The sequence below is a fragment of the Photobacterium sp. ABD4_091 genome, assembly GCF_056160145.1.
The window spans coordinates 1,448,274-1,474,440 of the sequence record NZ_JBSWWQ010000002.1 but is presented as its reverse complement, the minus strand read 5'-3'; the positions used below and the strand labels follow the sequence as shown (position 1 = coordinate 1,474,440).

The following is a 26,167-nucleotide window of genomic DNA, read 5'->3' as shown; positions in this document are numbered from 1 at the left end:
AAGGTTAGCGGCTAATGGTTACCTTCGCGCCTGCGCCATATCGTCATTTCTGATACTGAGTGCTGGAACTTGCGTTTGGTCTCCCTGATCACGAAGGGGATTTCTTTCACGGCGATGAGCTCAAAGTGGGGGATCAGTGTTTCGGTCAGTCCGTCAAGGGTCGTGAAGTTCTCGCCGTTGACTTTTATCCCCCCTAACCAGTTGGCTTTGTCAGTGTATTCTTCCAGCCAAGTATAAGGGGAAGCGATGACAAGGTATCCGCCAGGATTGAGTCGCTCGTGGATGGTGGTTAAAAATTGCTTGGGGTTACCCAAGCGGTCAATCAGGTTCGATGCATAGATCAAATCGTACTGACTAAACTGTGGTTTTAAATTACAAGCATCACCTTGAACAAAATTGATTTTTGTCGCTATGTCCTGATAACCGAGTTCGGCTAAGGTGACGCATTTGAACTCGACTAAGTCTCCCTCGGTGCGGATGGTATAGCGCTTTTCGCCCTGCTCGGTCAGTGAGTAGGCTTGCTGGATAAAGCGCGCGGAAAAATCGATACCATCAACATGGTCAAACGTTTTGGCAAGTTCGAATGAAGCCCGCCCAACTGAGCAGCCAATATCCAGTGCTCTGCCGTGCTGGGTGAGCTGTATCTCTTGCAAACAGGCTTGTACACCATGGATACAGAAGTTAGGGACAGCAAAGTAATCATGCCCGTAGTGGAATTCTAAGTACTGGGAGATTAGCTCGTCCGTCTCGTACACATTTAAGCTGGCCATGGTTTCAGGGGCTTGCTTGGATTCGACATAGCGGAATCCGGCATGCTGGTAGAAATGGCGTCTGAAGGCATAGCGTGAAGCTTTAATCGATTCATTACCGGTGGAAATCCAAGAGCCGCCCTTTATCAGGTTATGCTTGCCATCAAAGGTAGGGGTGGAGAAATCATCATAAAGGGGGTGCACTTTGAATCCTTGGAAGCCGTCAATGCTGGTTTCGGTCCACTGCCACACATTGCCGATGATGTCGCAAAAACCTTCGTGCTCAAACCGATCTACAGGGCATGAGGAGGCATAGTAGCCCAGTTCAATATTGCCCGGTGCTTCATCCCATTTCGGTGAGTCAGCGTCGATATTTTGTCTGAGCAGATACCATTCTGCTTCTGTCAGCAGCCGGACAGGACTTTGGGTTTGTTCAGCCTTCCAATTACAAAACGCTTTGGCTTCCAGCTGGTTGACCTCAACAGGCCAGTTCATCGGTAAGGGGATTTCTTCGGTGAGGTTACGCTGGAACCATTGATTGTCTCTTTTACGCCAAAAGCGAGGCATAGTGGCCTGGGTGTAGCCCAGCCATGCCTTGCCTTCATCGTCCCAGTAACGCGGGTGGCGGTATCCGTCAGCGTTGACAAAGGCAAGGTATTCTTGGTTCGAGACAAGGAATTTCGAGGCTTTGAAGTCAGCTACCTGATAACTTTGGCAACCGTATTCATTGTCCCAGCCATAGGTAGTTTCCTGTTCGGATTTACCGAGGGAAATATGCCCGCCGGCAACACTTAACAAGTTATTATCAGGCGCGCTGCCGCTATCGCTGCAGGCCGCCCAGAGAGGTGAGGGCGTCACATCCCCAAGCAGTAGCTGGCGAATAATCACTGAAGAGGTCTCCAGGTGGATCCGCTCGTGCTCAATCCCCATCATGATGATCCAGGCTGGGTCTTCCTCTTTGATAGGCAGGGAAAGGGGCAGTTCATCGATGACTTGATTAACCTGTGCTTTTACCTGTGCTCGGTATTGCCTGACTTCAGCCACCGTCGGCCATTGGTAGTGGGTGTCATCAAGATCATCCCAAGACATCTCATCGACACCAATGGCAAACATGGATTCAAAATTAGGGTTGAGCCTCTGCTCGATATATTTTCCGAGTTTGAGCTTGTTAATATAGAAGGTGGCGGTGTGGCCAAAATAGAAAATCAGCGGGTGGCGCAGGGGCTCGGCTTTGACAAAATAAGCCTCGTCATTGTTGATCACACTAAAAAGAGACTCATAGAGCTCCCATGTGTGGTTGAAGGCAAGTTTGAGCTCTTGGCGTTTTTGTTCGATGTCATGGCCAGTAAGAGGAATAGTACGAGTCGCATATGTTGGAACCTTATCCATTGAATCGCTTTCCTTTTCAGTTATTTTCAACAACCTGAAACTTAAAGATAGACAATGGAAATGCCTGTTATCAAATAAATATCGGGCAAGGGGAGTGATAGTCTTAACGGGAAATATAGGTGTAATTTTGATGACATAAAAGTGAAAAAAAATTTGCCATACTTAATGAGCAACATGTCTCTTTGTTGGGCAAACGGAAGAATAAATGGGAAAGGCTCCTTCAAGAAAATGGCAAGTGCCGACGTGGACGTTGGTGGCAATTGGCCTGATACTGAATATTGTGTCAGCACTGATCACTAATTTTTATATCGATGATTTAACTCGCCAGTCCAATGATATTACCCAGCGCCAGCAAAGTAATGAGAAACTGATCCAGCAGATTTGGCAGCAGGTGGAAACCGTTGAACGCAAGCGAGAGCACACCTTGGTGATCTTGAGTGCCGCCGAGATGGCGGGGACTTCTCTTCCTAAAGAGGTGGCGCAGCAGATAGAGTTTGATATCGCGTATTGGATGCCAGATCATCCTGTTCAACTCAGTATCGAGAATGTGCCAGGATTGATGGAAGCGTTAAATGAGGTACAGGGCGACCAGCGGGAGAAAATCAATGATCTTTATTTGGAAAACCAGGTACTGATTGATGAGAATGCAGAAAAAATGAAAGCGATTTCGCGGCTAAGAAATTTAGCCCTGTTTCTGCAGGTGCTTGGCTTGGCTTTCGTTTTAGCACGGGATCTTAACTGGCGGGATTACCGTTATCGGTAAGGCTTAATTGTTAGGGGCTAAATCGTTAGGGGGTAGATAAACTATGAGTACTAGCTCACAAAATGAAAAGCCCTCCGAGGAGGGCTTTTGCATGTCGGGGAAAATTCAACTATTTGTTAGTAGAGTGGAAAGCGAAACGTGAAGATTGTTTACCACCCTCTGTAGTTGCTTTGTATTTAATTGAACGAGAGTTTTCTAGTGTCAATGGAATGAAAACTCGACCGTTTGCGTCAGTTTTATAACTTTGACGTTGTTGAGGAACGTTAGCAACAGAAACAGTCGCATTAGCAGCTGGCTGACCATTTTCAGTTACCGTAACCCATGCACCGTTGTGGGTATCTGCCACACGGATGTCAGCAAAGGCTGAAGAAGACATTACAATCACAGCGGTTGCAGTTAGTACTTTCAAGCTAGACATAATCTTCACCTCGTTATCTATGGCTTTGGCCATATTGTTGTTGTGTACTTGTGCGTATTGCTAAGTTCACGTTCAACCTATAAGACCCGCCTATAAATCGTATCTTTCATCAAATTATTATTTTTTTTCTTATCACTTAAAATTCAGTGCGTTAACAGTTAAACTTTTTTTACATTGAGCATAATATGTGGCAAGTAGCTAAATTTGTTTCGTATCGCTAATGCGATTGAGCCCATTTGCCTCAATTTCAGTATAGCTATTGCATTTCAAACAAAGGCACAATTTTTGTGTTGTTTTTAACTATGGCTATGACGTGCAAAGAAAAACAAATAAAAATCGATTATTTACTCAAAATCCACCACACTGAACACCCTAGTTATACTGGGGAAGAACAGTAATGGATCAGCTAAATATTTTAATTATTAAATAAACTTAATTGGATAAGATTTTATAAAGGTATGCACCTGGAGTATTTATCTTCAATTTTTGATAAAGGTATTGTTTTTCATTGGTTTATATGTTGTTTTAAACACTAGGTTTAAAACACCAGATTTAAAATACAAAGAGGAAGCCAATGTCGATAACTATCAGGTCTGTCGAGATAGAAGATATCCCAGCAGTTCGAGAAATTTATGCTGGGCGGAATGCCTATGCAGGGACATTGCAGCTGCCTCATCCTTCACTGGAGCAATGGAAGAAACGCCTCGAAGATTTACCGTCAAATGTGTATAGCTTGCTGGCCGAAATTGACGGTAAAGTCGTTGGTCAAGCAGGAATGGCGATAGAGCAGAACCCACGTCGTCGACATGTTGCAGGTTTTGGCATGGCGGTTCACGATGACTATCAGGGAAAAGGGGTAGGAACCGCGTTGCTGACTGAACTGATAGAGCTGGCGGAAAAATGGGTTGGAGTCACGCGCATAGAACTGACGGTGTATACCGACAATGCTCCCGCAATCGCACTTTATGAAAAGCTAGGGTTCGTGATTGAAGGGACGTCGCGTAACTATGCCTTGCGCAATGGCGAATATGTTGATGTGTACCAAATGGCAAGGCTGAAAGAATAAACGAAGATCATTGTGCAGGAACTAAATTCTCAAGGAGTGCTTCAGGGCACTTCATTTCGTAGTACTCCATGTCTTCGGTGATCATATTGACTCTGACGGCATCATTTTTCGTCATGATATGCGTCATCCCAACTTTCTGCATGACTTTTCCGGGATTAGTCTCTCGGCTAAAGTGCCGGCCATAGATTGTTTCTAGTTTAAGGCGCTTGAAGCCGAACTCAATGATCCGTTCAGCGGCTTCAGTACAGTAACCATGCCCCCAATAGGGAACCCCAATCCAATAGCCGAGTTGTGCCTTGCTCGCTTCAATGTTATGCAGGCCGATACAGCCGATCAGTTGTTGTGATGATTTGAGGGTGATTGCATAGATAGCAGATTGACCTCGGTGCCAACCCGCTAAATGCTTGCCAATCCATTGACCGGCAATACCATCGGTATAAGGATGCGGGATATTGAGAGTGCCATTGGCAATTTGCTCGTCACCGGCAAGCTCTTGTACCTTTTTGGCATCAGAGAGTTGTAGTGGGCGAAGCAGTAAACGCTGAGTTGTTAACAACGGCTGGTGTGGCATAGTTACCCTCTTGTTATTGGTATTAGATAGCATTAGTAAAGCGTTAATTGACTATCTTGAATAGCGACCAGATCAAATTAGAGGATAAATATTAAACAATTAGAACATTCATATGATAATTGAGTTATTGGGAGGAAATTCTATTCTCAGGGTGCCAATTATCTTCACCATACGTTGCCAGGCTATCAAGAGCCCGTTTAATCCTTTTCTCGAATAAGTACTTTATGATCCACCCAGTACCTTTAACCTTCGGTGTGAACATGATCCTGTAGTGGATCAAACTGTCATGCGCATTGAGGCTATTGAACTTTATCCAGCCGCCATGCTCATCAACGGGGGCACCTTGGATTATCTTGTAGTGGAGGTGTTCATTTTCTTTATAATCGATGACTTGCTCTTGAATGGTGAACAATCCATCAGAGACCTCTCGTATAGCACCAATCCCGTTGCACTCGGGTTTGCCTTCTTTAATCAGGTGGTATTTACCGACAAAGAAGCGGCCGAGGTTTTTGTGGTCGGTGAGCAATCGAAACAGGACTTTCTTCGGTACTTTTGCGGTTTTCTCTAGCGTTATTGTATACATACCCATGGTGACAACCTTTCATGGACTATTATGCCAGTTTAAGATGTGTTACTGGGTTGTCAATATGATGTTTTTAACATGCGGGTTGTGATGTTGTGTTCTTGATGACCTTACAAATGTCTTGTTTTCGATAAATTTACCACATCGTTTACACTCACTGTAAAATTGATTTAAGCTAAATAAATCAATATGCTGAACGAGAATTTCTTTGAAAAACGATACCCGGTGTCAAAAATAGCTGATGCCTGTCACAAAAAAAATGCCAAAGAGTATTGCAAAAGGTTTGGTAGCCTCTTATATTGGAATCTGTTGATCGTTAATACAGAGGTGGAATTCCATACAAGACTTCTTAATCAAATAATTAAGGTTAAGTCACTCCCCTCTAGCTACATCACAGTTCTTTAACTCCTCGGTTATTCCAAAGTTGGCATGAGATATGCGTTTAACTTACGTGTTAGATTATTACCTAATTGGATAACAATGAGGATTGACGTTTTTCTTTTACTGAATTGTCATACGGATGTCACAGGGTTTAGTTTAAAGTAAAACGGTATAGGATGAGTAAGAACGGTATTATTAAAGAGAAATATCAACCTTACTCGTTTAGGAAAAATGAGAGGTGTATTATGTCAAATCGTAACCGTCGTCAGTGGTTCTACCACCAGGCGCAAACAAATAACCTGAAAACTAAATCTAAGTAATGTCGTTGCAGCGTATTCTCGCTAATTGCTTGATTTAAAATAGGTTTAAAGCAGTACAGCCAGAGGCACAAGTGATCCAGTGTTTCTGGCATATACTTCCCCCCATGTTTAATTTCTACTCAATCAAATAAATTAACTTCAGCTTTTACGCAAACGTTTTCTTTTTTAGAATCTCCACACTGCTTTAGAGTAATCTTTTAGTTATTGTTATTCGTTTATTTTTGTAGATGTTTAAACGCCTACTGATATTTAACGGATGACTTTCAATATTGGTTCTTAATGTACTTGTAATTGAGTACGCTATACCTCTTTGCCTTTTTTAAGTGCACGCTTCTCGCCAAATTGATGACCCCTTTTGATGCAATGATGCACCCTATGTGAACGGCTATTAAATGTAGGCTGGCATAATGAAACCGCAGCATCCTTTCTTGTTATCAAACAGTTATATCTTTTTCTAATGCTGGCTATCTCAGTGGATTTTTCTGTTTACACGCCTGGGTAATTCTTTTGGGGTATATTGGCACGCCTGTTGCAATTTTGAGACTGCAACATAAATAAAAAGCTTATCTCAAATGGTAGACAGGATGTCCAATATGAAGAAAGTCATTAATGGTGTTTCAATTTCTTTGCTCGCTTCAATGCTCATGATGTCGGGAGTGGCGAATGCTGCTTCGGCCTCAAGCGGGGCGACATTGAAGAAGGTGAAAGAAGCCGGTGTTCTAAAGTGTGGGGTGAGTACAGGCCTACCTGGTTTTTCCAGTACTGATGCCAAAGGTAACTGGGAAGGGATTGATGTGGAATACTGCCGGGCAGTTGCTGCCGCGGTACTGAAAGATGCCAGTAAAGTCCAGTTTGTGCCGCTGACTGCCAAAGAGCGCTTTACCGCCTTGCAGTCAGGTGAAATTGATATTCTCTCTCGGAATACTACCTGGACGATGCAGCGTGATAGCGCCCTGGGGATAAACTTCGTTGGGGTTAACTATTATGACGGGCAGGGGTTCATGGTCAGTAAAGAGCTGGGTCTTAGCTCGGCCAAAGAGTTGGATGGTGCTTCAGTGTGTATCCAGTCAGGTACGACTACCGAGCTGAACTTGGCCGATTACTTCCGAGTCAACGGGATGTCATTCAAGCCGGTGGTTTTCGATACCTCAGATCAGACAGTGAAGGGCTTTGAAGCAGGGCGCTGTGATGTGCTGACATCCGATCAGTCCCAGCTTTATGCACTGCGCATCAAATTAGCCGACCCGTCATCTGCAGTTGTGCTACCTGAAGTTATCTCTAAGGAGCCTTTGGGGCCTGTTGTCGCGCAAGGTGATGACCAGTGGTTCAATATCGCCAAGTGGACATTGAATGTGATGGTCAATGCTGAGGAGTACGGTATCGATCAGGCAAATGTCGATAGCAAGAAAAAGTCGACTGATCCAAACGTGTTGCGCTTGCTGGGCGTTGAAGGGCCAAAAGGGCAGGGATTGGGTTTAGCTGATGATTGGTCTTATCAAGTGCTCAAGCAAGTGGGCAATTATGGCGACAGTTTTGAACGCACCGTCGGCACAGGTTCACCATTGAAAATTGCACGCGGACTCAATGCGCTATGGAATGATGGCGGCATTATGTATGCGCCTCCAGTTCGCTAAAACGTCACCTCAAGAATGTGTGAATTCCAATAATACGTAAATTGGCTGGGAAGGATGCCGGCAGAAACTGGGAAGCTGGCATCCTTTTTCTTTGAATTGCACAGGGATTTAACTTGTTAGTATAGGTGCATAGATGTCTACAAGTGATTTAGAACTGGACTCACGGCTAAACCTTGAGTCCAAACCTGCCAGCAACGAGACAGTTGTAAGGGCAGCCTCGGTTGAGGGTAAAACAGCACCTGCCTCAGGTGGCCTAAAACGATTCGTGTATAACCCTTCAGTAAGAGCCGCATTTTTCCAGCTGCTACTGCTATGCAGTGTTGGCTTTGTAATTTATACCGCGATCACTAATGCTTTGGGTAACTTGGAGCAAAGGGGGATCTCAACGGGTTTTGATTTTCTGGGGCAAACCGCAGGCTTTGGTATCGGGATGTCGTTGATCCCGTATGATGAAACCCATACATATGGCGCCACATTCATTGTCGGTTTGCTCAATACGGCTTTGGTGGCTGGCTTGGGGGTAGCCTTGGCAACGGTGCTGGGTTTTATGATTGGCGTCGCACGCCTTTCGAAGAACTGGCTGCTAAGCAGAGTTGCTGCTGTCTATATTGAAGTGTTTAGAAACCTTCCTCTCCTGTTGCAAATTTTGTTTTGGTACACCGTCGTTTTGCAGGCATTGCCTTCTCCTCGCAATAGCTTGTCCTTGTCTGATGCGGTTTTCCTCAATGTTCGGGGGCTTTTTCTACCTGCGCTTGAAACCTATCCCGGCGCAGGTTGGGTTGGATTGTCAGTACTTGCTAGCTTGGTTGGTGTCATCGCCATCCATCGGCTCAAGCATCGCCGCCAGCAGCAAACAGGTCAGTTGATCCCCGCCTGGCGCTTGAGTGCGTTGGTGCTGGTTGTTTTGCCATTGGCTACATTCTTCGTTGCCGGCAAACCATTGGGTATTGAGTATCCCGAGCTCAGGGGCTTTAACTTCCGTGGCGGCATTGATGTGATGCCTGAGTTGTTTGCCCTGTTAATTGCACTTTCTATTTATACCGCGGCTTTTATCGCAGAGATCGTACGCTCTGGGATCTTGTCCGTAAGCAAAGGTCAAACCGAGGCAGCGAATGCGCTGGGTCTACCATCAGGCAAGGTACTGAAGCTGGTGGTGATACCGCAGGCAATGCGGGTCATTATTCCTCCTTTGACCAGCCAGTATTTGAACCTGGTGAAAAACTCTTCCCTAGCAATGGCAATCGGTTATCCCGACCTTGTATCGGTATTTGCGGGTACCACCCTCAATCAGACAGGCCAGGCGATTGAAATCATTGCTATGACGATGGCGGTCTACCTGACATTCAGTTTAGTCACCTCGCTGTTGATGAATATCTATAACCGTAAAATGGCATTGGTGGAGAGATAATATGAAGGTTTTCCATTTTTCACCCTCAGAAGCGCCACCATCCAAAATGGTGGGGGTATCGGCATGGCTAAGGGAGAATTTGTTTTCTTCAGCCTTGAATACCTTGATCACCGGCGTCATCGCTGGAAGCGTATTTATTGCATTGGCGAGTATTTTCCAGTGGGCATTTCTCGATGCCGATTGGACTGGGGTAAGTAGGGATGACTGCAGCCGTGATGGCGCTTGCTGGGTGTTCGTCCAGGCTCGGTTTGAACAATTTATGTTTGGCTTCTATCCAAGCGATGAGACCTGGCGTCCACTTGCCTTTATGCTGGGATTAGCCGCTATGCTTGCGGGCATGATGCTAGGCAATGCGAAAGTTAAAAAATGGCTCCTTGCTTTCACTTTAACCGCCTTCCCACCTCTCTCAGTCGCACTGCTTTATGGTGGTATTGCCGGTTTGCCGGTCATTGAGACACACCTTTGGGGTGGCTTGCTGATCACCTTGGTGATTGCACTAACGGGTATCGTGGTGTCATTGCCCTTTGGTGTGGTATTGGCACTAGGTCGCCGCTCGCAAATGCCCATCGTGCGCAGCTTAAGTACGGTATACATCGAGTTTTGGCGCGGTGTTCCGCTAATTACGGTGCTTTTCATGGCGTCGGTCATGCTGCCGCTGTTCCTATCGGGCGGGACGGAAATCGACAAGTTGGCGAGGGCCTTGATTGGCGTTGTGCTGTTTAATGCCGCCTACATGGCTGAGGCTATCCGTGGTGGCTTGCAGTCAATTCCCAAAGGACAGTTTGAAGCCGCTGAAGCCTTGGGGCTGAGTTATTGGAAATCGACGCGGCTGATCATTTTGCCTCAGGCTTTGAAGATTAGTATCCCATCTATCGTTAACACCTTTATAGCTCTGCTAAAAGATACCAGTTTGGTACTGATTATCGGAATGTTTGATGTCTTGGGGATTGCCCAGTCGGCCAATAGCGATCCTGCTTGGCTTGGGTTTTCGACCGAGAGCTTTGTCTTTGCCGCTTTAATTTTCTGGATTATGTGCTTCGGTATGTCGCGTTACAGCATTTACCTGGAAGGTAAGCTGAGTACCGAACACAAACATTAATTGCACAAGGAAGTCGTGAGTATGTATAGCAAAACAGTTTACCAATCAGTATCTGAAGATTCGGTGATCCGCCTACAGAAAGTCAATAAATGGTATGGAGAGTTTCATGTTCTTAAAGATATTGATTTAAATGTAAAAAAAGGCGAAAAGATAGTGATCTGCGGTCCATCGGGTTCTGGCAAATCAACCATGATCCGCTGTATCAACCATCTAGAAGCGCATCAGCGAGGGCAAATTAAGGTTGCAGGCACTGAGCTGACCGATGACCTGAAAAATATCGAATTGGTTAGACGAGAAGTGGGGATGTGTTTCCAGCACTTTAACTTATTCCCCCATTTAACGGTGTTGGAAAACTGTACCTTGGCTCCGATTTGGGTGAAGAAGATGCCTCAGCAGGAAGCCGAGGCGCTGGCGATGGAGTATCTAAAGCGCGTCAGGATTGCCGATCAAGCCCATAAATTCCCTGGCCAGCTATCTGGTGGCCAGCAGCAACGTGTGGCTATTGCCCGCTCACTGACGATGCAGCCGCAGGTGATGTTGTTCGATGAGCCGACCTCAGCATTGGATCCAGAAATGGTACGGGAAGTACTCGATGTAATGGTGGAGTTGGCCTCCGAGGGGATGACCATGCTGTGTGTGACCCATGAAATGGGCTTTGCCAGGGAAGTCGCCGATAGGGTGATTTTTATGGATGCGGGTGAAATCATTGAGGAGAATGAACCTGAAGCTTTCTTCAGCAATCCACAGTTCGACAGAACCCAAGCCTTCCTAGAGCAAATTATTCATTAATCGCCTTTCCAAGCAGGAAGACGAAAGATAACAAGTTGCTTTTGGTACAACCTCCCTTGGCGTCCTTATGGACGCCTTTTTTCACTCATTGGAAAATTGTCCCATCAATTTGCGCGTGTTCGGGGATTGACGTTACTGCTGCACCCCCAAGATAAACATTGCCTTTAACGACCAAAAACTCAGAAAGCTCTGTGATTTTCGAGTTGGCAAGGTGGAGGTCTCCTCCCACGTATAAATGTGCAGGTAGTTTGGTCAGCGATGTCCCCATTAGGCTGAGATCGCCATGGACTTGAAGCCCCTCGTTGATGGCAGCAATCTTCGAATGGGCAAGATTGAGGTAACCCCCAATACGTATTTGAGCTGGTAAGTATTCGATATTGCTATAGGCCAGGTTTAGGTTGCCTTTAACCGTGAGGCGGCTTGGCAGGCGGCGGATCTGGCTTTTTTCGAGGTTGAGGTTGCCCTCCACAACCAGTGGATCAGGCAAGACAAGGTTGGCAGAGTTGCGAAGGGATATATTGCCATAGGTATCGGTATGATTGAGCAACTGTTGCGGAACCATCATAGGTTGGGCATAGCTATGGCTAACCATTTGCAAGGCGATCAAGATAAAAGCAGGCATGGCCCGAGAGGAGGAAGCCCACTTTGAGCCACTTGCTTTATTGGTCTTACTGTATGTTGTATTTGGCAAATTACCTTTCATAACCAGCGCCGTGACGGTTCCTTTGACCTAATATGGTGCATTGTGCACTTATAGTAATCAGTTGATTGAGAAACATATTCCATTTATCACCCAATACTGCTTGGTATTAACAATGTACCCTAATAAAAACGGCAAAAACTAGCCTGAAAATGCACTAATTCGGTGGAAATTACATGAATTTGGATAGAGGTACCAATGTCCTAGGGGGTGATTGACGGTTTTTAATGATTAGCGCAGAAGGAAACAGTGTTGGCACACCTATTGCTTTGTTACTTATGCGTTTCGGGCAACAAGCAAGGTATCTTTACCTCCCCTAGGACATTGCGTCCTTCCTTGGATACCGAGCTTGGAAACGATGTAAGCAATTAGCACACAACTTCCTTTCGGGCGCTCTTCCAGGCGCCCTTTTTTTATTTGTCAGTCTACACTTAATGCAAAAGAGGTATGGCAAAAGTCGGGTGTAGGCTGTTGTCTTATCGACGTTTTGTGAGTTTTTTGGGGACACGGTGTATCCGTTGCTTGTTGTTATCTTTCCCAATGTGAGGAGCTTTATGTCAGGGACCAAGAACAAAGTACTCATCCTATTTGCCCATCCGTCAACCAATCGTTCTGAGATCAATTGGCCTTTGTTCCGATCTTCCCAAGGCATCGACGGTGTCACAACGGTTGATCTTTACCATGAGTACCCAACCTTTCGGATCAATATCGATAGGGAACAACAACGATTGCGCGACCATGACATCGTCGTGTTTATGTTCCCTATGTATTGGTATTCCACACCAGCAATATTAAAAGAGTGGCAGGATCTCGTGCTTGAATATGGTTTTGCCTATGGTGCTGATGGCACTGAGTTGCAGGGCAAGAAGTTCCTCTGCGCATTGACTGCGGGAGGTCCTGCGAATGCTTACTGTGAAGATGGTTTTAATCATTATACCATCCGTCAATTGTTGCACCCGCTGGAACAAACAGCGGTTTTAACAGGTATGGAATACCTTGCGCCCTATGCATTATTCGGTGCCCGAACGGCAGTCGAAGAGAAGCGGGTAGGTGCACATATTGAAGGTTGGCAGCGGTTGTTGCTGGCATTGCGTGATGACCGGATTGACTTTGAGCAGGCCGGAGAAGTGGCCAAGCTCAATGATCATCTCGACAGCTTGATCACTGAGGTGCCAGCATGACCATTTATTTTATCCAGGCATTTATCTATTTGTGTGCAGCGGTTGTCGCTGTGCCGATCGCCAAACGGCTGGGTTTAGGTTCTGTGCTGGGCTATCTGATTGCGGGGGTCGTGATTGGCCCTGTGGTTGGCTTGGTGGGGGAAGAGACCCTCGCTATCCAGCATTTTGCTGAATTCGGCGTAGTAATGATGCTGTTCTTGGTGGGTTTAGAACTTGAACCTAGGATGCTATGGGATATGCGGCATCGCCTGATAGGCCTTGGTGGACTGCAGGTTGGTTTGACGACGGTGATTGTGATGGCCATCGCTATGATGTTCGGTCTCGGCTGGACTATGGCGCTGGCGATTGGTTTGATCTTCTCCTTGTCATCTACGGCGATTGTGTTGCAGACCTTTAACGAGAAAGGGCTAGCCAAAACGGAAGGCGGGCGGAATGCTTTTTCTGTGTTGCTGTTCCAGGATATTGCTGTTATCCCGATGCTGGCATTGATCCCGCTGCTTGCTTTACCTGAGTTGGTAGAAAAAGCCCAGCAGTTGGCTCAACAGGCAGCTGACCACCATGAAGAGTTAAGCTTGGTCGCAGGATTACCCGGTTGGGGCTATGCGTTGGTGGTTATCGGTGCCATTGCTGCCGTGGTTGTGGGTGGCCACTTTCTTAGCCGGCCATTATTCCGATTTGTTGCAAATGCCGGGCTTAGGGAAATTTTTACCGCGACAGCACTGATGTTGGTGATCGGTATTGCTGCCTTGATGAGTTTGGTCGGCTTGTCACCGGCGTTGGGTACCTTCTTGGCCGGTGTGGTACTGGCGAATAGTGAGTTCCGTCACGAACTTGAATCGAATATCGAGCCGTTCAAGGGCTTATTGCTTGGCTTATTCTTCATCACTGTTGGTGCTGGCATCGATTTTACAGTGTTATTTAGCAATATTGGTATGGTGCTAGGCATCACCCTAGGGGTGATGATTCTAAAAGCCGCCGTGTTATTTACCCTTGCGCTAATTTTTAAAGTAAAGGGCAGTGATCGTTACCTGCTGACATTAAGCCTGGCCCAGGCCGGTGAATTTGGTTTTGTATTGCTCAGTTACTCGACGCAGAATCATGTGCTGCCAGCGGATATTGCCCAAGTGCTGGCTTTGGTTGTGGCGATTTCAATGTTCTTGACCCCAGGCCTGTTTATCTTCTTCGATAAAGTGGTTGTACCTAAGTTTCAGGAGCAGAGCAACGAGCGGGAGGCCGATGAGATTGATGAGACAGGCACAGTGATCATCGCAGGTATCGGCCGTTTTGGTCAAATCGTTAACCGTTTGCTGGTGGCTAACGGTGTTAAAACGGTGGTTCTCGACCATGAAGCAGGGCAAATAGACAACATGCGGGCTATCAAGATCAAAAGCTACTACGGTGATGCTACCCGGCCTGATTTGCTGCATACTGCAGGGATTGAGGAAGCTAAGCTTCTCGTTATTGCCATTGATGACCAAGAGCGGGCGGTTGAGTTGGCTGAGTATGTTAATCACACTTACCCTCATGTCAGGATATTGGCTCGGGCCTACGATCGGGGGCATCACTATGCACTTCGCTTTGCTGGCGCGGATTTTATCATCAGTGAAACTTACCATTCGGCGCTTACGTTAGGGACACAAGCATTAAAAGATCTGGGTGTTCATCCATTTCGTGCAGAGCAGCTTCGGCAAACGTTCAACGAAACTGAAGCTAAGAGTAAGGATGTGCTCTATCAGGCTTGGAAAGATAATACCGAGGACAATAAATATAACGCGACATACCGTGACTTGTTCATGCAGCTAGAAGAGGCGTTAAGCAAAGAAATGAAAGCCGATAGGCATGACAAACATGCATCGTCAGAGCGTGGTTGGACCCCACCACCTAAAAACTATATTGATGTGATTGCAGAGATGCAAAAGGAGCAAGAGTAGCCTTTGACGTAATTAATAGTTGAAAATAGCGCGGCTAAGTCGTTGAAGACTTAGTCGCGTTTTCTTTAGTCTTTATCAGAGCAAAACCCAAAAATAAAGGAAGCAAAAAATAGTAATCGTTTGCTTTTTTAGGGCTGAAATTGACAGGTGGAAATGTTTTCTTACATTTGATGGATAATTGCCCACTTAAACATGGATCACAAAAAAATGCCCGATTTGGGTTTTAAATGTGATCTATATCTCTATATACTCCGCTTCCGGCCAGAACCATAGAGTTCAGCCACCTTAGTTACAAGCTGTCACCATGGACATGTGAATGACCCACGGAGTTGGACCGGCATTACTTAGCTTGTTAATTAGGTGACTTGTATGTTTTACAAATGGACGGACAATTCCACATTTTCTGGGCGTTTTTGCTCAGGACCTTCCTATTTAGCTTTCTCCCCGAAGGCGATGTTCCCATTGGTAATGCAGGCAGTAACACCTTCATTTTTCGATATCCCAACACATAGTCAAAGCAACAGGACGAAATAATGCAGTTGTTAATTAGTTTGGCCGGTATTTTGGTACTGGTATTGTGCGCGTACGCGCTATCTGAAAACCGTAAAGCAATCAACTGGCGCACGGTTGGTGGGGCGTTGTTGTTACAGGCCAGCTTTGCTGCCTTGGTTCTGTATATTCCCGTTGGGCAAAAGATGCTGGGGGCAATGAGTGGTGGTGTTGCTAGCGTATTGGGTTTTGCCGATGAAGGGATCAAGTTCCTGTTTGGTGATCTAGCAACTTCCGGTTTTATCTTTGCTATTCGCGTCCTTCCTCTTGTTATCTTCATTAGTGCTCTTATCTCCCTTCTTTATTACCTCGGTGTGATGCAATGGATCATCAAAGTGATCGGTGGTGGCATTCAGCGTGCGCTGGGTACAAGCCGTGCCGAATCTTTGGTGGCAACAGGTAACATCTTCCTATCGCAAGGTGAATCTCCGCTACTGGTTAAGCCTTTCCTACCACAAATGACCCGTTCAGAGCTGTTTGCGGTAATGACAGGTGGTATGGCATCGGTAGCTGGTAGTGTGCTGGGGGGCTACGCTGGCCTTGGTGTTGACCTTAAGTACCTAATCGCGGCAAGCTTCATGGCGGCACCGGGTAGTTTGATGATGGCCAAGCTGTTGGTTCCAGAGCAGAGTGTAGCTGTTGAGCAAACTGATATCGAGATGGCAAAGAGTGACCACAGTAATGCGATTGATGCGCTAGCTGCGGGTGCTATGAATGGTATGAAGGTGGCTGTTGCTATCGGTACCATGCTAATTGCTTTTGTCAGTGTGATTGCGATGGCGAACGCGGGTCTAGAGACGGTTGGTTCATGGGTAGGTTTTGAGCACTTGACTCTTCAAGGTTTGCTTGGCTACTTGTTTTCGCCGCTGGCCTTTGTGATTGGTGTTCCGGCGTCTGAAATGTTGCAGGCTGGTGCCTTTATCGGCCAGAAGATGATCCTTAATGAGTTCGTTGCTTTCCTCGACTTCGTAAGTATTAAAGAGACTCTGTCTGAGCACAGCCAAGTTATCATCACTTTTGCACTATGTGGTTTTGCCAACATTGGTTCTATTGCTATCCAGATTGGTTCAATTGGTGTGATGGCTCCAGAGCGTCGTGGCGATGTGGCAAGCCTAGGTATCAAAGCCGTATTGGCCGCAACGCTGGCGAACCTGATGAGTGCTGCGTTGGCGGGGATCTTTATCAGCTTGTAAGCGCTTATTTTCTTAAATCAAGTTATTGCCAAAACCTCTTTCGTTTGAAAGAGGTTTTTTTATATTGGTGACAACCTAGTCAGCACTTAAATATTTCTGACGATACGAAGAGGCTAAGGCGAACAGGGTAACCATGATGCCAACGAAGAGAAAGCCGATGCCAAAAGTTAGGTTCTCATTGATAAGTAATTGATAGCAGCAAATTGCAAAAACGGAAATAGTTAACGCAATGTTCAATAAATGAACACGTGGTCTGTTTTTTGAAAGTTTCGCGTATAGCCTAACCATTATGCCCTCATTGTTATAATTAAAGTCCTTTTTAATTAAGGTGATTATTGATGATGTTTTTATAGGAAGGAAGCTTGCTTACCTTAAAATGTGAAACTATTAACATTAATTCAATGGGTAAAGTTTTTTAAATTGAGTCATGATTAGGTAAAAGCATGTAAATTTAATGTCACATATAAATAGTGGTGATTTTATATCCTTTAAATCAGTGGTTTATATGCTTTTGGTTCTGACCTGTGTTTAATATTTATCTCTTGTAAAAATCCTGTCTGAATAATTTGGCAGTATTAAGAAATTTATTTTCGTTTTGAATTGAAAATTAGGCATATTATGAAAATAATACCTATAAGGGATATTTTGCTTTTATTTTGGTGTTGATATCACTTCGTGAAAATTTATTTATCCCCTTAATTAGCAGCTTTCACTGTGTTTGTTTTAGCTTTGTAGTTGTGTCTGCGTCATTTGACACGAGATAAAGAGTAAGGGGTAAGCCAAGTAACTCTGATAATTAATATGAATTAAGCAATTTTCACTTTTAAAGCATGGCTATGTAGGTATCGTTACAACCCTGTTTTGAACGGTGTTTTTTAGTGGAGAAAAAATGAGACATCTAAGATTACTTGCAGCATCAGCACTTATGTTATCAGGCACGGCATCGGCGACGGTTTACGATACCTTTGTTGGTGTAGGGGTCAGTGATGGTGTGATGAACAATGCAGACCATCAGTTTGAGCCTAATTGGCGTGTTGGCGCAATCATCAACGATAACCACCGTTTGACGGGGACTTATGCATATGCAACGGACTCTGAAACGTCAAATATCTTTGCTTCCTATGATTACCTAGTCAGTATTTCAGACAACCAACAATGGAATTGGTTTATTGGGGGTAGTGCTGGTTATAGTGTATTCAAAGGTGCGGATAACGATTGGAGCCTAGGGGCGCAAACGGGTATTCAATATTCAATTAATGATAAGTACAGCATGGAAGTTGGCTACCGTGTGATTGACACATGGGATGATTGGAAGGATCGTAACATGTCTCAACTAGACTCTTTCTATCTGGCTGTAGATATTAAGTTGTAATCGACAATAAGATGACGTGAGGAAAGAGCATGAGGTGCATAAATTGCCTCATGCTCTTTTTTGTCTCGAACTAGCGCTTGTCGTTATCAAATTGCTTAATCAAGACCGAAGTGTCGGCACGTTGGTAGCCTCGTTGCTGCAGTTCGGCGTATTTTCCGTCAACTTGTTTGGCAAGAGGGAGCTCTACACCAAGCTTTTCCGCCGCTTCAAAGCAGATCCCCAAATCTTTGCGCATCCAGTCGATGGCAAAACCGAAATCAAATTCATCGTCGGCCATAGTCTTTGCACGGTTTTCTAACTGCCAAGAGCCCGCTGCACCATGTTTGAGGACTTCTGTCATTTGCTCGATATCTAGACCGGCCGATTTGGCTAAGGTAATTGCTTCTGATAAGCCTTGCAGTACGCCGGCAATACACAGTTGGTTAGCCATCTTGGTCACTTGGCCATACCCAGTATCACCCATCAGGGTTGTTGCTTTTGCAAAGCAGTCAATAACAGGTTTGGCTTGCTCGAATACTTTGCTATCGCCACCCACCATGACAGTGAGGCAGCCATTGACTGCCCCTGCTTCACCGCCGGAAACTGGTGCGTCAAGGAAGCTTAGTTGGCAATCACTGGCTAGCTCTGCAACTTCTCTCGCCACTTCGGCAGAGGCTGTGGTGTTATCAATGAGAATGGCACCTGGCTTGGCTGACGCTAAAATACCGTCTTCACCACAGCAGACTTGGCGTAAGTCATCATCATTACCAACGCAGGTAAACACAAAATCTGCGCCTTCAGCCGCTTCAGCTGGGGTTAGTGCCAAGCTGCCAGCGTAAGTTTCTACCCATTTTTCAGCTTTGGCAGTGGTACGGTTATACACGGTGACATGATGGCCTGCATTGGCAAGATGTCCAGCCATCGGGAAGCCCATGGTGCCTAGCCCGATAAATGCAATTTTATGTGATGTCATCAATTTGCTTCCCTTAATCAATTACGTTTGCCGATAATGGTAACGGTGATATATCGACTTTTCAGTATCTTGCAATAGCTGACGAAATGCTACTGCTTAGCTTCGATATATAGCACAACTGGCGTTGTCAAAAAATAACTAAAAAAATGTGGGCAAGCGCAATATTTTCTTGTGAATCACTAACAGTGGCCCTATGATGCAGGTGGTTATTCTGTAAATGGCCGTTATTTATATTTTTGTGGGGCTGACTTCAGTGCTAAGAATTTTGATGCTGATAGTGTGTTTGGGATTTGTGTGGCCTAGCCATGCAGGCTCTTCTACGCCTGTATCAGAAGCAGCAGGCATTCAACCAGCCCACCAGCTTGTAGATAACGAAGGCTTGGTTCCCCAAGTACTTTCAGAGCAAGTGTTTTCAAATCAAGTGCTTTTGAAGCAAGTACTTTCTAAGCAACTGACACAACCTGCTTCATTTGTTCCATCCCAAGCTGAACTCAATGCACTTTTGAAGTTTGATCAAACGGATCTGACTGATGCTGTCTATGCGGGTAGTCAATCTCCTTCAAGCAATAACCAGCATTCAAACCACGACCGCAGTCTCGATCTGGCGATTGCCGCTTCAAGCCGATTTTCCAGCTTACTGCGTCATGATCCCGAAGAAATAGAGCCAGCCTACCAGTTAGCGATAGAACTACCGATTGAGCCTGCGCCTAGCTTTGCCAAAGATTACCGGGTTGATATACAACCGGCTTTGGATTGGACGTTAAACACATCTCCACCTTCGGGCCGCGTCTCCGGCTGGAAGGAATCTAACCTCATATATACCGTTTACCACCATCGCCTCCCTTTGGCGTAATCCGCAATTTATCCCGTCCTGCTGTTAGTTCAGGACAAATTAACCCTGCTTGTTAAGTACATATCGTGCTGTGAGTAGGAGCGGTATTACACCTGCTTCCCTTATTTGATGGGGGCAGTGTGCTGTGCATCGTATGCGGTGCACACTAAAAACAGTGGTAAAAATATGAGAAAAAAATCCCCTCAGCGGTTACTGAATCATTATCCCGCCTGGAAGTATGTTGTTTTGATTGTCACCTTGGTGGTGATGATGCTAAGCGCGATCCCGACTTGGTACGGTGAGGACGCGGCGGTGCAAGTTTCTGCGAAAGGTGTTTCAGTCCCTGATGTTGTTCAATTACAAAATACCTTGAAGCAGCACGATATTGCGGTCAAACGTATCGATCAGCAGCCGGATAGCACCTTGGTGATACTTGCCGATGAGTCTCAGCAGACCCAAGCCCGGACGATATTGGCTCAAGCGATGGGGCCAAACAGCGATTCGCAGCTCACTTTGGCCATGACGCCTGCAGCACCGGCATGGCTGCAGGGCATGGGGTTTGCGCCGATTAAACTAGGTTTGGACTTGCGTGGTGGTGTCCAGTTCTTGCTTGATGTGGACATGAACCAGGTTTATCAAGCGCAAGCCGAATTGTTGCAAGATGAACTGCGCCAGGAGTTCCGCCAGCAGAGCATTCGCAATACTCGAATCGAATCGGTGGCCGCAGATACCTTGGTGGTAAGGCTTCCTAACAGCGAAGCCAATGGCAAAGTCCGTCAGTTTATCCGCCAAAACTACCCGCAATGGCAGGTCACTAATGACGCTGGCCATGGCGTGAAACTGGCATTGAAAAATGATGAGCAAGCGCAGTTAAGGAATCTGACGGTTCAGCAAAACCTGCAAACCATGCGCAGTCGCATCGAAGAGCTAGGCATTACTGAAGCGCTAGTACAACGCCAGGGCGAAAACCGTATTCGTATTGAACTGCCGGGGGTACAAGACCCAGCTGCGGCAAAAAGTGTGATTGGTGCTACTGCGAGCTTGGCATTTTATCCGGTACGAGAACTCGGTAGCGGCAGTACCATGACAATCAATGACGAGCATGGACAGCCAGTACGCGTTGCGCGTAAGCCAATTCTAAGCGGTGATCATATTGTCGATGCCCGTGCCAGCTTTGGCGAAATGGGTATGGCTGAGGTGAACATCAACCTCGATAGCGCTGGCGGCAAGATCATGTCTGACTTCTCTCGCCAGAATATCGGTAAGCCAATGGCAACCGCTTTCAGTGAATATAGCCGAGACAATGAAGGCAATGCGGTGCAGGAAAGCAAGATCATCAGTGTGGCAACGATCCAGAGCCAGCTGGGGAATCGCTTCCGGATCACTGGTGCTGGCTCTATGCAGGATGCTCAGGAGTTAGCATTGCTACTGCGTGCCGGTTCGTTGACAGCGCCAGTGACCATTGTTGAAGAACGTACTATCGGCCCAACATTGGGTGCGGAAAACATCGAAAACGGTTTTGCTGCATTGGCCCTGGGTATGGGGCTGACTCTTGTCTTCATGGCATTGTGGTACCGCCGTTTAGGTTGGGTAGCCAATGTAGCCTTGGTGTTCAACATGGTGATGCTGTTTGGCCTGTTGGCAATGATCCCTGGGGCTGTCCTGACGCTTCCGGGTATTGCTGGCCTGGTACTGACGGTCGGTATGGCGGTCGATACTAATGTGCTTATCTTTGAGCGTATCCGCGACAAGCTGAGAGAAGGCCGCAGCCTTGCGCAGGCGATTGACCGCGGCTTTAGCAGTGCCTTTAGCACTATTTTCGATGCCAACTTTACCACCATGATCACCGCGGTTGTGCTTTATGCCGTTGGTAATGGCCCGATTCAGGGCTTTGCTCTGACGCTTGGTTTAGGCCTTCTAACCAGTATGTTTACCGGTATTTTTGCTTCCCGCGCCATTATTAATTTGGTTTGGGGCCGTGATGCGCGACGTGAGGTGCGAATTTAATATGTTGATCACAATGAAGAATGCAACGAAGTGGCGTCACTTCACCAGTGTCGTGTCTATTATCTTGCTGCTTGGCTCTTTGCTGGCTATCTCCGTTAAGGGGCTGAACTGGGGCTTGGACTTTACTGGCGGTATCGTGACAGAGGTACAGACCAGCACGGCGTTAACCAGTCATGAGATTGACCAGCAGCTGGATGCGAATCTCGGCCAGGACGTGAGCGTCATCGCAGCCGGTGAGCCGGGGCGCTGGGTATTGCGCTATGCGATCCCAGAGCAAGGTGAAGCACCAAATATTTCTGCTGCATTACATACCTTGGATGCCAATGTCCAGGTGTTGAATACCAGTATCGTTGGCCCTCAGGTCGGGCAAGAGCTGGCAGAGCAGGGGGGCTTAGCTTTGCTGGTAGCGATTCTCTGTATTCTTGGTTACTTGAGCTACCGCTTTGAGTGGCGTTTGGCATCAGGCTCTGTTTTTGCACTGGCGCATGATGTGATCTTTGTATTGGGCTTCTTTGCCCTTACCCAGATGGAGTTCAACCTGACGGTACTGGCGGCTGTGCTCGCGATTTTGGGTTACTCGCTCAATGACTCGATCATTATTGCCGACCGTATCCGTGAGCTGTTAATTTCAAAGCCGAACAAGGCCATTGAAGACATCAATAATGAAGCCATTGCTGCAACGATCTCCCGTACCATGATCACTTCGGGTACGACGCTGCTGACAGTGGGTTCATTGTGGCTGCTGGGCGGTGGCCCTTTGGAGGGATTCGCTATTGCGATGTTTATCGGTATTTTGACCGGTACCTGGTCTTCCATTTCGGTCGGTACTGCGTTGCCTGAGTTGTTTAAACTGGACTCATCCCACTACAAACTGCAGCCGGTATCTCAAGAGCCGTAATTGAACAAAAAATCACTTACAAAGCTATTTAAATCTAAGGGCCTCCGGGCCCTTTTTTTATTGGGAAAATGGATAGTTATTTAGTGCATAGCCATTTATATCCAATACGCTTGAACTGTGATAACGTCAAAAGTATGGAGATTAGCGCCGAGATTGAAAGGAAAGAGACGCAACATGGGTAAGAAATCATTAGAAACCAAGATAGTAACTGCTGGACGTTCATCGAAGTGGACCCAATCACTGGTTAACCCACCGGTAAGCCGTGCTTCAACCATCGTGTTTGATTCGGTCAAAGAGATGAAGCACGCAACGGCAAACCGCGCAAATAAAGAATTATTCTATGGCCGCCGTGGTACCAACACTCACTTCGCCTTCCAGGATGCAATGGTCGAGCTAGAAGGTGGTGTCGGCTGTGCGCTATACCCATGTGGAACGGCTGCAATCACCAGTGCGATTTTGTCTTTTGTTAAGGCGGGTGACCATATCTTGATGGTGGATGGTGTCTATGAGCCGACCCGTGACTTCTGTGACAAAATGCTTGATAAAATGGGGGTGGAAACCACCTATTACGATCCTATGATTGGCGAGGGGATCCGCGATCTTATTAGGCCGAATACAAGGGTTCTTTTCCTTGAGTCGCCATGTTCAATCACCATGGAAGTACAGGATGTGCCGACCTTGGCTCGCACTGCCCATGAACATGATTTGGTTGTGATGCTCGACAATACTTGGGCATCCCCTATTAACTTCCAGCCGTTTGAGCACGGTGTAGATATTTCGATTCAAGCGGCAACCAAATACATTGTTGGTCACTCTGATGTAATGTTGGGTACCGCGGTCGCAAACGAACGTTGCTGGGATCAGCTGCGTGAAAACAGCTACCTGCTTGGTCAGTGTACGTCGCCGGATGATGTATACCTCGCCATGCGTGGCCTACGTACTCTAGGCGTACGCTTGAAACAGCATGAAGAGAACAGTATCAAGGTTGCGCAATGGTTGGCAGAGCGTGAAGAGGTTGACCATGTACGTCACCCGGCATTCGAAAGTTGTGAAGGCCACGAGTTTTACAAGCGTGATTTCAAAGGCTGCAATGGGCTGTTTTCTGTTGTATTGAACCGTGGTAACACCGAGGCGCTGACAGCATTGCTCGACGGTATGCAGCACTTCAGCATGGGCTATTCATGGGGCGGCTTTGAAAGCCTGATCCTTGCTAATGAAAACATTAACGCTTTGCGTACTGTCGCCAAGAAAGATTTTGCCGGTCCTTTGCTGCGCCTGCATATTGGCCTGGAGTCGCCTGAAGACTTGATTGAAGATTTGGAGCGAGGTTTTGAGCGTTTAAACGCAGTGTTAAATAAATAACCCCCCACATCTTATAGACAAAGAGAGGCCAGCGTATGCTGGCCTTTTGCTGTGTTGAATACGTTGAGAGTATCTATCTTGAGCCACGCAACACATATCTTTTGGCTACTATGTAGTAAACGGCAGACCAAAGGGGATGTTATGAAGAGGACAGGGTATTGGGCCGCTATTGTTATACTCCCAATGACAATGCTGGGTTGTTCAAGCTCGGATTTGGAAAATTACCAGTTATTTCCTAATGATTATGACTACGATGTGCCATACGACAGTATTTACCATTATGGCTATAACCAAGGATGCGACAGTGCCCTTGGAGTGACAGGTAATTATGGCAAGGTGTTTGGCAAGGATGAAACCCTCGATGGCAGTGATACCAAATTCAATCAAGGTTGGGATGATGGAAATCTAGCCTGTAAACAATCTAATTCTCGGATACTGATGTCGACTTCGTTTATCAATCCTTATCAGAGCTTTAGTTATAGTTACGAGTGAGTAGCGTATCGCTAAATATTTCTTAGGCATAAAAAAACAGACCGGGAAGGTCTGTTTTTAGGTAAGTCATTTTCATTTTGTTTGTAAGATAGACCCAGCCATGTATCGTTCTTAATCGTTAGTCACAAAATGTTATGCCTTACTTTAGTTTGGTCGTGTCAGTGACTGTACCTGACCGTCTCGGAACGAGACGGGTACAACTGCATGCACTTCGGGTAGGAGTAAAAATGCATCATCAATAGACTTGTTATTCATTTCTACTACAACTTGCAAGTATTGGTTCAACGCACGCTGAAGAGCTGGGGTTGATACGCGATTACCTTGCTTGCCGAACTGACTGTATTGACCTTTACTGGAATAAACCCAAACATTGTATGGGTCATCCCCTTTTTCTAGTTGCTCGATAAAATCGGCGATATTTCTCATAAAAGTCCTTTTCCCTAACCAATAACGACGTATTGATTTTCCCATTATGGAATGAAGCTGTTATTTTTCAATTTGATTTACATGTCTCATCTAAGGTTATGTGATGCTGGTAGCAAAAAAAGTGAAAATCGAATGCATGCTCAAAATTCATTTAACTTACTTTGTCACTTCGCCTTTAAATAACTGACAAACGAATCAGTAAACGTTTACAGGATAATTCTCTGAGGGGATATTATCAAGAGGTACTCTAACCACAACTACCCCTTTGGGGTTATGCGCACTTAAAAGCTATTTGTGCTCAGCAGTTTGGAGAAATATCATTGTTGTAACTAAATTTTTCGGTGATTAATTGAACATATTCTAGGAGATATCATGGAAAAAACGGTATGCGCGTGGGCTATGAAGCAACCGATCGAGCGGGAATACCACGACAAAGAGTGGGGAAGGGTAAATAAATCAGATACATATTTATTCGAATTCCTGACTCTAGAAGGTGCTCAAGCGGGATTGAGTTGGTACACCATTCTTAAAAGGCGTGAGGCTTACAGGGCGGCATTTGATAATTATGATATAGCGAAGCTTGCCTTATATGAAGATGATCGAGTAGAAGCAATTATTGGTGGTTATGATGTAATCAAGCATCGTGGAAAAATAAATTCGGTATTTAATAATGCACGAGCAGCCCAACAGTTAATTAATGAGTATGGCTCTCTGGCAAATGCACTTTGGCAGTTTGTCGATCACCAACCAATAATTAACCACTGGCAAACAATGGAACAGATTCCTACTTCAACAGAAGCTTCTAAGCAAATGAGTCGCTTTCTCAAAAAGAAAGGTTTTAAATTTGTCGGCGAAACTATTTGCTATGCCTTTATGCAAGCGGTTGGGATGGTGAATGATCATTTATTGACCTGTTACTGCCATCAAGAAGTAATAGACGAGCCAATAAAATAAACCAACGCTGATAGCTGTAGTTAATAGGTATCAACTATTTTAGCGATAGAACAGAGATACTGGTTTGTCACTGGGATGATGCGTATTATGTTGTTGTTTATTTTTTCCCCCTCTGCCGTAAGGCTTTTACGAGGGGGATGTTAACCAT

General features: G+C 45.9%; 23 protein-coding genes. 16 read left to right on the top strand and 7 right to left on the bottom strand.

What is annotated here, in order from left to right; translation table 11 throughout:
• Positions 1-11 precede the first annotated feature (11 nt).
• Positions 12-2,138 carry a 5-histidylcysteine sulfoxide synthase gene (ovoA, locus tag ACXAGQ_RS21105; RefSeq protein WP_475256503.1) on the bottom strand — a complete coding sequence of 709 codons (2,127 nt, stop codon included), beginning with the start codon at positions 2,136-2,138 and terminating at the stop codon, positions 12-14.
• A 205-nt stretch (positions 2,139-2,343) separates the two neighbouring features.
• Between ovoA and ACXAGQ_RS21100 the strand changes: the two genes are divergently transcribed.
• The gene (locus ACXAGQ_RS21100) at positions 2,344-2,901 is read left to right on the top strand and encodes a hypothetical protein (protein ID WP_475256501.1); all 558 of its coding nucleotides are present in this window, start codon (positions 2,344-2,346) and stop codon (positions 2,899-2,901) included.
• 109 nt (positions 2,902-3,010) lie between these two features.
• On the opposite strand, the gene ACXAGQ_RS21095 is transcribed toward ACXAGQ_RS21100, so the two are convergent.
• The gene (locus ACXAGQ_RS21095) at positions 3,011-3,319 is read right to left on the bottom strand and encodes a hypothetical protein (RefSeq protein WP_475244816.1); all 309 of its coding nucleotides are present in this window, start codon (positions 3,317-3,319) and stop codon (positions 3,011-3,013) included.
• A 574-nt stretch (positions 3,320-3,893) separates the two neighbouring features.
• On the opposite strand from ACXAGQ_RS21095, the gene ACXAGQ_RS21090 reads away from it, so the two are divergent.
• Complete coding sequence (locus ACXAGQ_RS21090; protein WP_475256500.1) at positions 3,894-4,385, top strand: GNAT family N-acetyltransferase; 492 nt, start codon at positions 3,894-3,896, stop codon at positions 4,383-4,385.
• Positions 4,386-4,392: 7 nt separating this feature from the next.
• On the opposite strand, the gene ACXAGQ_RS21085 is transcribed toward ACXAGQ_RS21090, so the two are convergent.
• Both ACXAGQ_RS21085 and ACXAGQ_RS21080 read right to left on the bottom strand, forming a co-directional pair.
• Positions 4,393-4,956, bottom strand: coding sequence for a GNAT family N-acetyltransferase (locus ACXAGQ_RS21085; protein ID WP_475256498.1), 564 nt, complete (start codon positions 4,954-4,956; stop codon positions 4,393-4,395).
• Positions 4,957-5,080: 124 nt separating this feature from the next.
• A complete protein-coding gene (locus tag ACXAGQ_RS21080) occupies positions 5,081-5,545 on the bottom strand; it encodes an SRPBCC family protein (RefSeq protein WP_475256496.1) in 465 nt (154 codons plus the stop codon).
• 1,288 nt (positions 5,546-6,833) lie between these two features.
• On the opposite strand from ACXAGQ_RS21080, the gene ACXAGQ_RS21075 reads away from it, so the two are divergent.
• The 4 genes from ACXAGQ_RS21075 to ACXAGQ_RS21060 all read left to right on the top strand — a co-directional run bounded on the left by ACXAGQ_RS21075 (position 6,834) and on the right by ACXAGQ_RS21060 (position 11,170).
• Positions 6,834-7,874, top strand: coding sequence for an amino acid ABC transporter substrate-binding protein (locus ACXAGQ_RS21075; protein ID WP_475256494.1), 1,041 nt, complete (start codon positions 6,834-6,836; stop codon positions 7,872-7,874).
• A gap of 133 nt (positions 7,875-8,007) precedes the next feature.
• Positions 8,008-9,282, top strand: coding sequence for an amino acid ABC transporter permease (locus ACXAGQ_RS21070; protein WP_475256492.1), 1,275 nt, complete (start codon positions 8,008-8,010; stop codon positions 9,280-9,282).
• 1 nt (position 9,283) lies between these two features.
• The gene (locus ACXAGQ_RS21065; protein WP_475256491.1) at positions 9,284-10,381 is read left to right on the top strand and encodes an amino acid ABC transporter permease; all 1,098 of its coding nucleotides are present in this window, start codon (positions 9,284-9,286) and stop codon (positions 10,379-10,381) included.
• 21 nt (positions 10,382-10,402) lie between these two features.
• Positions 10,403-11,170 carry an amino acid ABC transporter ATP-binding protein gene (locus ACXAGQ_RS21060; RefSeq protein WP_475256489.1) on the top strand — a complete coding sequence of 256 codons (768 nt, stop codon included), beginning with the start codon at positions 10,403-10,405 and terminating at the stop codon, positions 11,168-11,170.
• 85 nt (positions 11,171-11,255) lie between these two features.
• Here the strand turns inward: ACXAGQ_RS21060 and ACXAGQ_RS21055 are convergent, their stop codons facing one another.
• Positions 11,256-11,873 carry a hypothetical protein gene (locus tag ACXAGQ_RS21055; protein WP_475256488.1) on the bottom strand — a complete coding sequence of 206 codons (618 nt, stop codon included), beginning with the start codon at positions 11,871-11,873 and terminating at the stop codon, positions 11,256-11,258.
• Positions 11,874-12,424: 551 nt separating this feature from the next.
• On the opposite strand from ACXAGQ_RS21055, the gene ACXAGQ_RS21050 reads away from it, so the two are divergent.
• The 4 genes from ACXAGQ_RS21050 to ACXAGQ_RS21035 all read left to right on the top strand — a co-directional run bounded on the left by ACXAGQ_RS21050 (position 12,425) and on the right by ACXAGQ_RS21035 (position 18,096).
• Positions 12,425-13,051, top strand: a complete 627-nt coding sequence (locus ACXAGQ_RS21050) for an NAD(P)H-dependent oxidoreductase (RefSeq protein ID WP_475256487.1) — start codon at positions 12,425-12,427, stop codon at positions 13,049-13,051.
• The gene (locus ACXAGQ_RS21045; RefSeq protein ID WP_475256485.1) at positions 13,048-14,982 is read left to right on the top strand and encodes a monovalent cation:proton antiporter-2 (CPA2) family protein; all 1,935 of its coding nucleotides are present in this window, start codon (positions 13,048-13,050) and stop codon (positions 14,980-14,982) included. Before ACXAGQ_RS21050 ends, ACXAGQ_RS21045 begins: the two co-directional genes overlap by 4 nt.
• Before the next feature lie 533 nt (positions 14,983-15,515).
• Positions 15,516-16,724 (top strand): NupC/NupG family nucleoside CNT transporter, encoded by a 1,209-nt coding sequence (locus ACXAGQ_RS21040; protein ID WP_475244827.1) that lies wholly within the window; start codon positions 15,516-15,518, stop codon positions 16,722-16,724.
• Positions 16,725-17,613: 889 nt separating this feature from the next.
• Complete coding sequence (locus ACXAGQ_RS21035) at positions 17,614-18,096, top strand: hypothetical protein (protein ID WP_475256484.1); 483 nt, start codon at positions 17,614-17,616, stop codon at positions 18,094-18,096.
• Positions 18,097-18,166: 70 nt separating this feature from the next.
• Here ACXAGQ_RS21035 and ACXAGQ_RS21030 read toward each other — a convergent pair whose 3' ends face one another.
• Positions 18,167-19,048, bottom strand: coding sequence for an NAD(P)-dependent oxidoreductase (locus tag ACXAGQ_RS21030; protein ID WP_475256483.1), 882 nt, complete (start codon positions 19,046-19,048; stop codon positions 18,167-18,169).
• Positions 19,049-19,265: 217 nt separating this feature from the next.
• Between ACXAGQ_RS21030 and ACXAGQ_RS21025 the strand changes: the two genes are divergently transcribed.
• From ACXAGQ_RS21025 to ACXAGQ_RS21005, 5 genes are all read left to right on the top strand, one after another.
• Positions 19,266-19,901 (top strand): hypothetical protein, encoded by a 636-nt coding sequence (locus tag ACXAGQ_RS21025; protein ID WP_475256482.1) that lies wholly within the window; start codon positions 19,266-19,268, stop codon positions 19,899-19,901.
• Positions 19,902-20,066: 165 nt separating this feature from the next.
• Positions 20,067-21,887, top strand: coding sequence for a protein translocase subunit SecD (gene secD / locus ACXAGQ_RS21020; RefSeq protein WP_475256480.1), 1,821 nt, complete (start codon positions 20,067-20,069; stop codon positions 21,885-21,887).
• A gap of 1 nt (position 21,888) precedes the next feature.
• Positions 21,889-22,785, top strand: coding sequence for a protein translocase subunit SecF (gene secF, locus ACXAGQ_RS21015; protein ID WP_475256479.1), 897 nt, complete (start codon positions 21,889-21,891; stop codon positions 22,783-22,785).
• Positions 22,786-22,959: 174 nt separating this feature from the next.
• Positions 22,960-24,147: a cystathionine beta-lyase gene (locus tag ACXAGQ_RS21010; protein ID WP_475256477.1), complete on the top strand. Its 1,188-nt coding sequence runs from the start codon at positions 22,960-22,962 to the stop codon at positions 24,145-24,147.
• Positions 24,148-24,288: 141 nt separating this feature from the next.
• Entirely contained in the window at positions 24,289-24,639 is a 351-nt protein-coding gene (locus ACXAGQ_RS21005) for a hypothetical protein (RefSeq protein ID WP_475256475.1), read from the top strand.
• Between the two features lie 144 nt (positions 24,640-24,783).
• Here ACXAGQ_RS21005 and ACXAGQ_RS21000 read toward each other — a convergent pair whose 3' ends face one another.
• A complete protein-coding gene (locus ACXAGQ_RS21000; RefSeq protein ID WP_475256473.1) occupies positions 24,784-25,065 on the bottom strand; it encodes a hypothetical protein in 282 nt (93 codons plus the stop codon).
• Between the two features lie 372 nt (positions 25,066-25,437).
• Between ACXAGQ_RS21000 and ACXAGQ_RS20995 the strand changes: the two genes are divergently transcribed.
• The gene (locus ACXAGQ_RS20995) at positions 25,438-26,019 is read left to right on the top strand and encodes a DNA-3-methyladenine glycosylase I (protein ID WP_475256472.1); all 582 of its coding nucleotides are present in this window, start codon (positions 25,438-25,440) and stop codon (positions 26,017-26,019) included.
• Positions 26,020-26,167: the final 148 nt, after the last annotated feature.

What these genes read in the sequence shown, in the direction of transcription:
- ACXAGQ_RS21025 (WP_475256482.1), top strand. Translation starts at nt 19,266, where the DNA reads ATGGCCGTTATTTATATTTTTGTGGGGCTGACTTCAGTGCTAAGAATT.
- ACXAGQ_RS21010 (WP_475256477.1), top strand. Translation starts at nt 22,960, where the DNA reads ATGGGTAAGAAATCATTAGAAACCAAGATAGTAACTGCTGGACGTTCA.
- ACXAGQ_RS21055 (WP_475256488.1), bottom strand. Translation starts at nt 11,873, where the DNA reads ATGAAAGGTAATTTGCCAAATACAACATACAGTAAGACCAATAAAGCA.
- ACXAGQ_RS21035 (WP_475256484.1), top strand. Translation starts at nt 17,614, where the DNA reads ATGAGACATCTAAGATTACTTGCAGCATCAGCACTTATGTTATCAGGC.
- ACXAGQ_RS21070 (WP_475256492.1), top strand. Translation starts at nt 8,008, where the DNA reads ATGTCTACAAGTGATTTAGAACTGGACTCACGGCTAAACCTTGAGTCC.
- ACXAGQ_RS21090 (WP_475256500.1), top strand. Translation starts at nt 3,894, where the DNA reads ATGTCGATAACTATCAGGTCTGTCGAGATAGAAGATATCCCAGCAGTT.
- ACXAGQ_RS21085 (WP_475256498.1), bottom strand. Translation starts at nt 4,956, where the DNA reads ATGCCACACCAGCCGTTGTTAACAACTCAGCGTTTACTGCTTCGCCCA.
- ACXAGQ_RS20995 (WP_475256472.1), top strand. Translation starts at nt 25,438, where the DNA reads ATGGAAAAAACGGTATGCGCGTGGGCTATGAAGCAACCGATCGAGCGG.
- ACXAGQ_RS21095 (WP_475244816.1), bottom strand. Translation starts at nt 3,319, where the DNA reads ATGTCTAGCTTGAAAGTACTAACTGCAACCGCTGTGATTGTAATGTCT.
- ACXAGQ_RS21080 (WP_475256496.1), bottom strand. Translation starts at nt 5,545, where the DNA reads ATGGGTATGTATACAATAACGCTAGAGAAAACCGCAAAAGTACCGAAG.
- ACXAGQ_RS21060 (WP_475256489.1), top strand. Translation starts at nt 10,403, where the DNA reads ATGTATAGCAAAACAGTTTACCAATCAGTATCTGAAGATTCGGTGATC.
- ACXAGQ_RS21050 (WP_475256487.1), top strand. Translation starts at nt 12,425, where the DNA reads ATGTCAGGGACCAAGAACAAAGTACTCATCCTATTTGCCCATCCGTCA.
- ACXAGQ_RS21000 (WP_475256473.1), bottom strand. Translation starts at nt 25,065, where the DNA reads ATGAGAAATATCGCCGATTTTATCGAGCAACTAGAAAAAGGGGATGAC.
- secF (WP_475256479.1), top strand. Translation starts at nt 21,889, where the DNA reads ATGTTGATCACAATGAAGAATGCAACGAAGTGGCGTCACTTCACCAGT.
- ACXAGQ_RS21045 (WP_475256485.1), top strand. Translation starts at nt 13,048, where the DNA reads ATGACCATTTATTTTATCCAGGCATTTATCTATTTGTGTGCAGCGGTT.
- ACXAGQ_RS21040 (WP_475244827.1), top strand. Translation starts at nt 15,516, where the DNA reads ATGCAGTTGTTAATTAGTTTGGCCGGTATTTTGGTACTGGTATTGTGC.
- ACXAGQ_RS21005 (WP_475256475.1), top strand. Translation starts at nt 24,289, where the DNA reads ATGAAGAGGACAGGGTATTGGGCCGCTATTGTTATACTCCCAATGACA.
- ACXAGQ_RS21075 (WP_475256494.1), top strand. Translation starts at nt 6,834, where the DNA reads ATGAAGAAAGTCATTAATGGTGTTTCAATTTCTTTGCTCGCTTCAATG.
- ACXAGQ_RS21100 (WP_475256501.1), top strand. Translation starts at nt 2,344, where the DNA reads ATGGGAAAGGCTCCTTCAAGAAAATGGCAAGTGCCGACGTGGACGTTG.
- ACXAGQ_RS21030 (WP_475256483.1), bottom strand. Translation starts at nt 19,048, where the DNA reads ATGACATCACATAAAATTGCATTTATCGGGCTAGGCACCATGGGCTTC.
- ovoA (WP_475256503.1), bottom strand. Translation starts at nt 2,138, where the DNA reads ATGGATAAGGTTCCAACATATGCGACTCGTACTATTCCTCTTACTGGC.
- ACXAGQ_RS21065 (WP_475256491.1), top strand. Translation starts at nt 9,284, where the DNA reads ATGAAGGTTTTCCATTTTTCACCCTCAGAAGCGCCACCATCCAAAATG.
- secD (WP_475256480.1), top strand. Translation starts at nt 20,067, where the DNA reads ATGAGAAAAAAATCCCCTCAGCGGTTACTGAATCATTATCCCGCCTGG.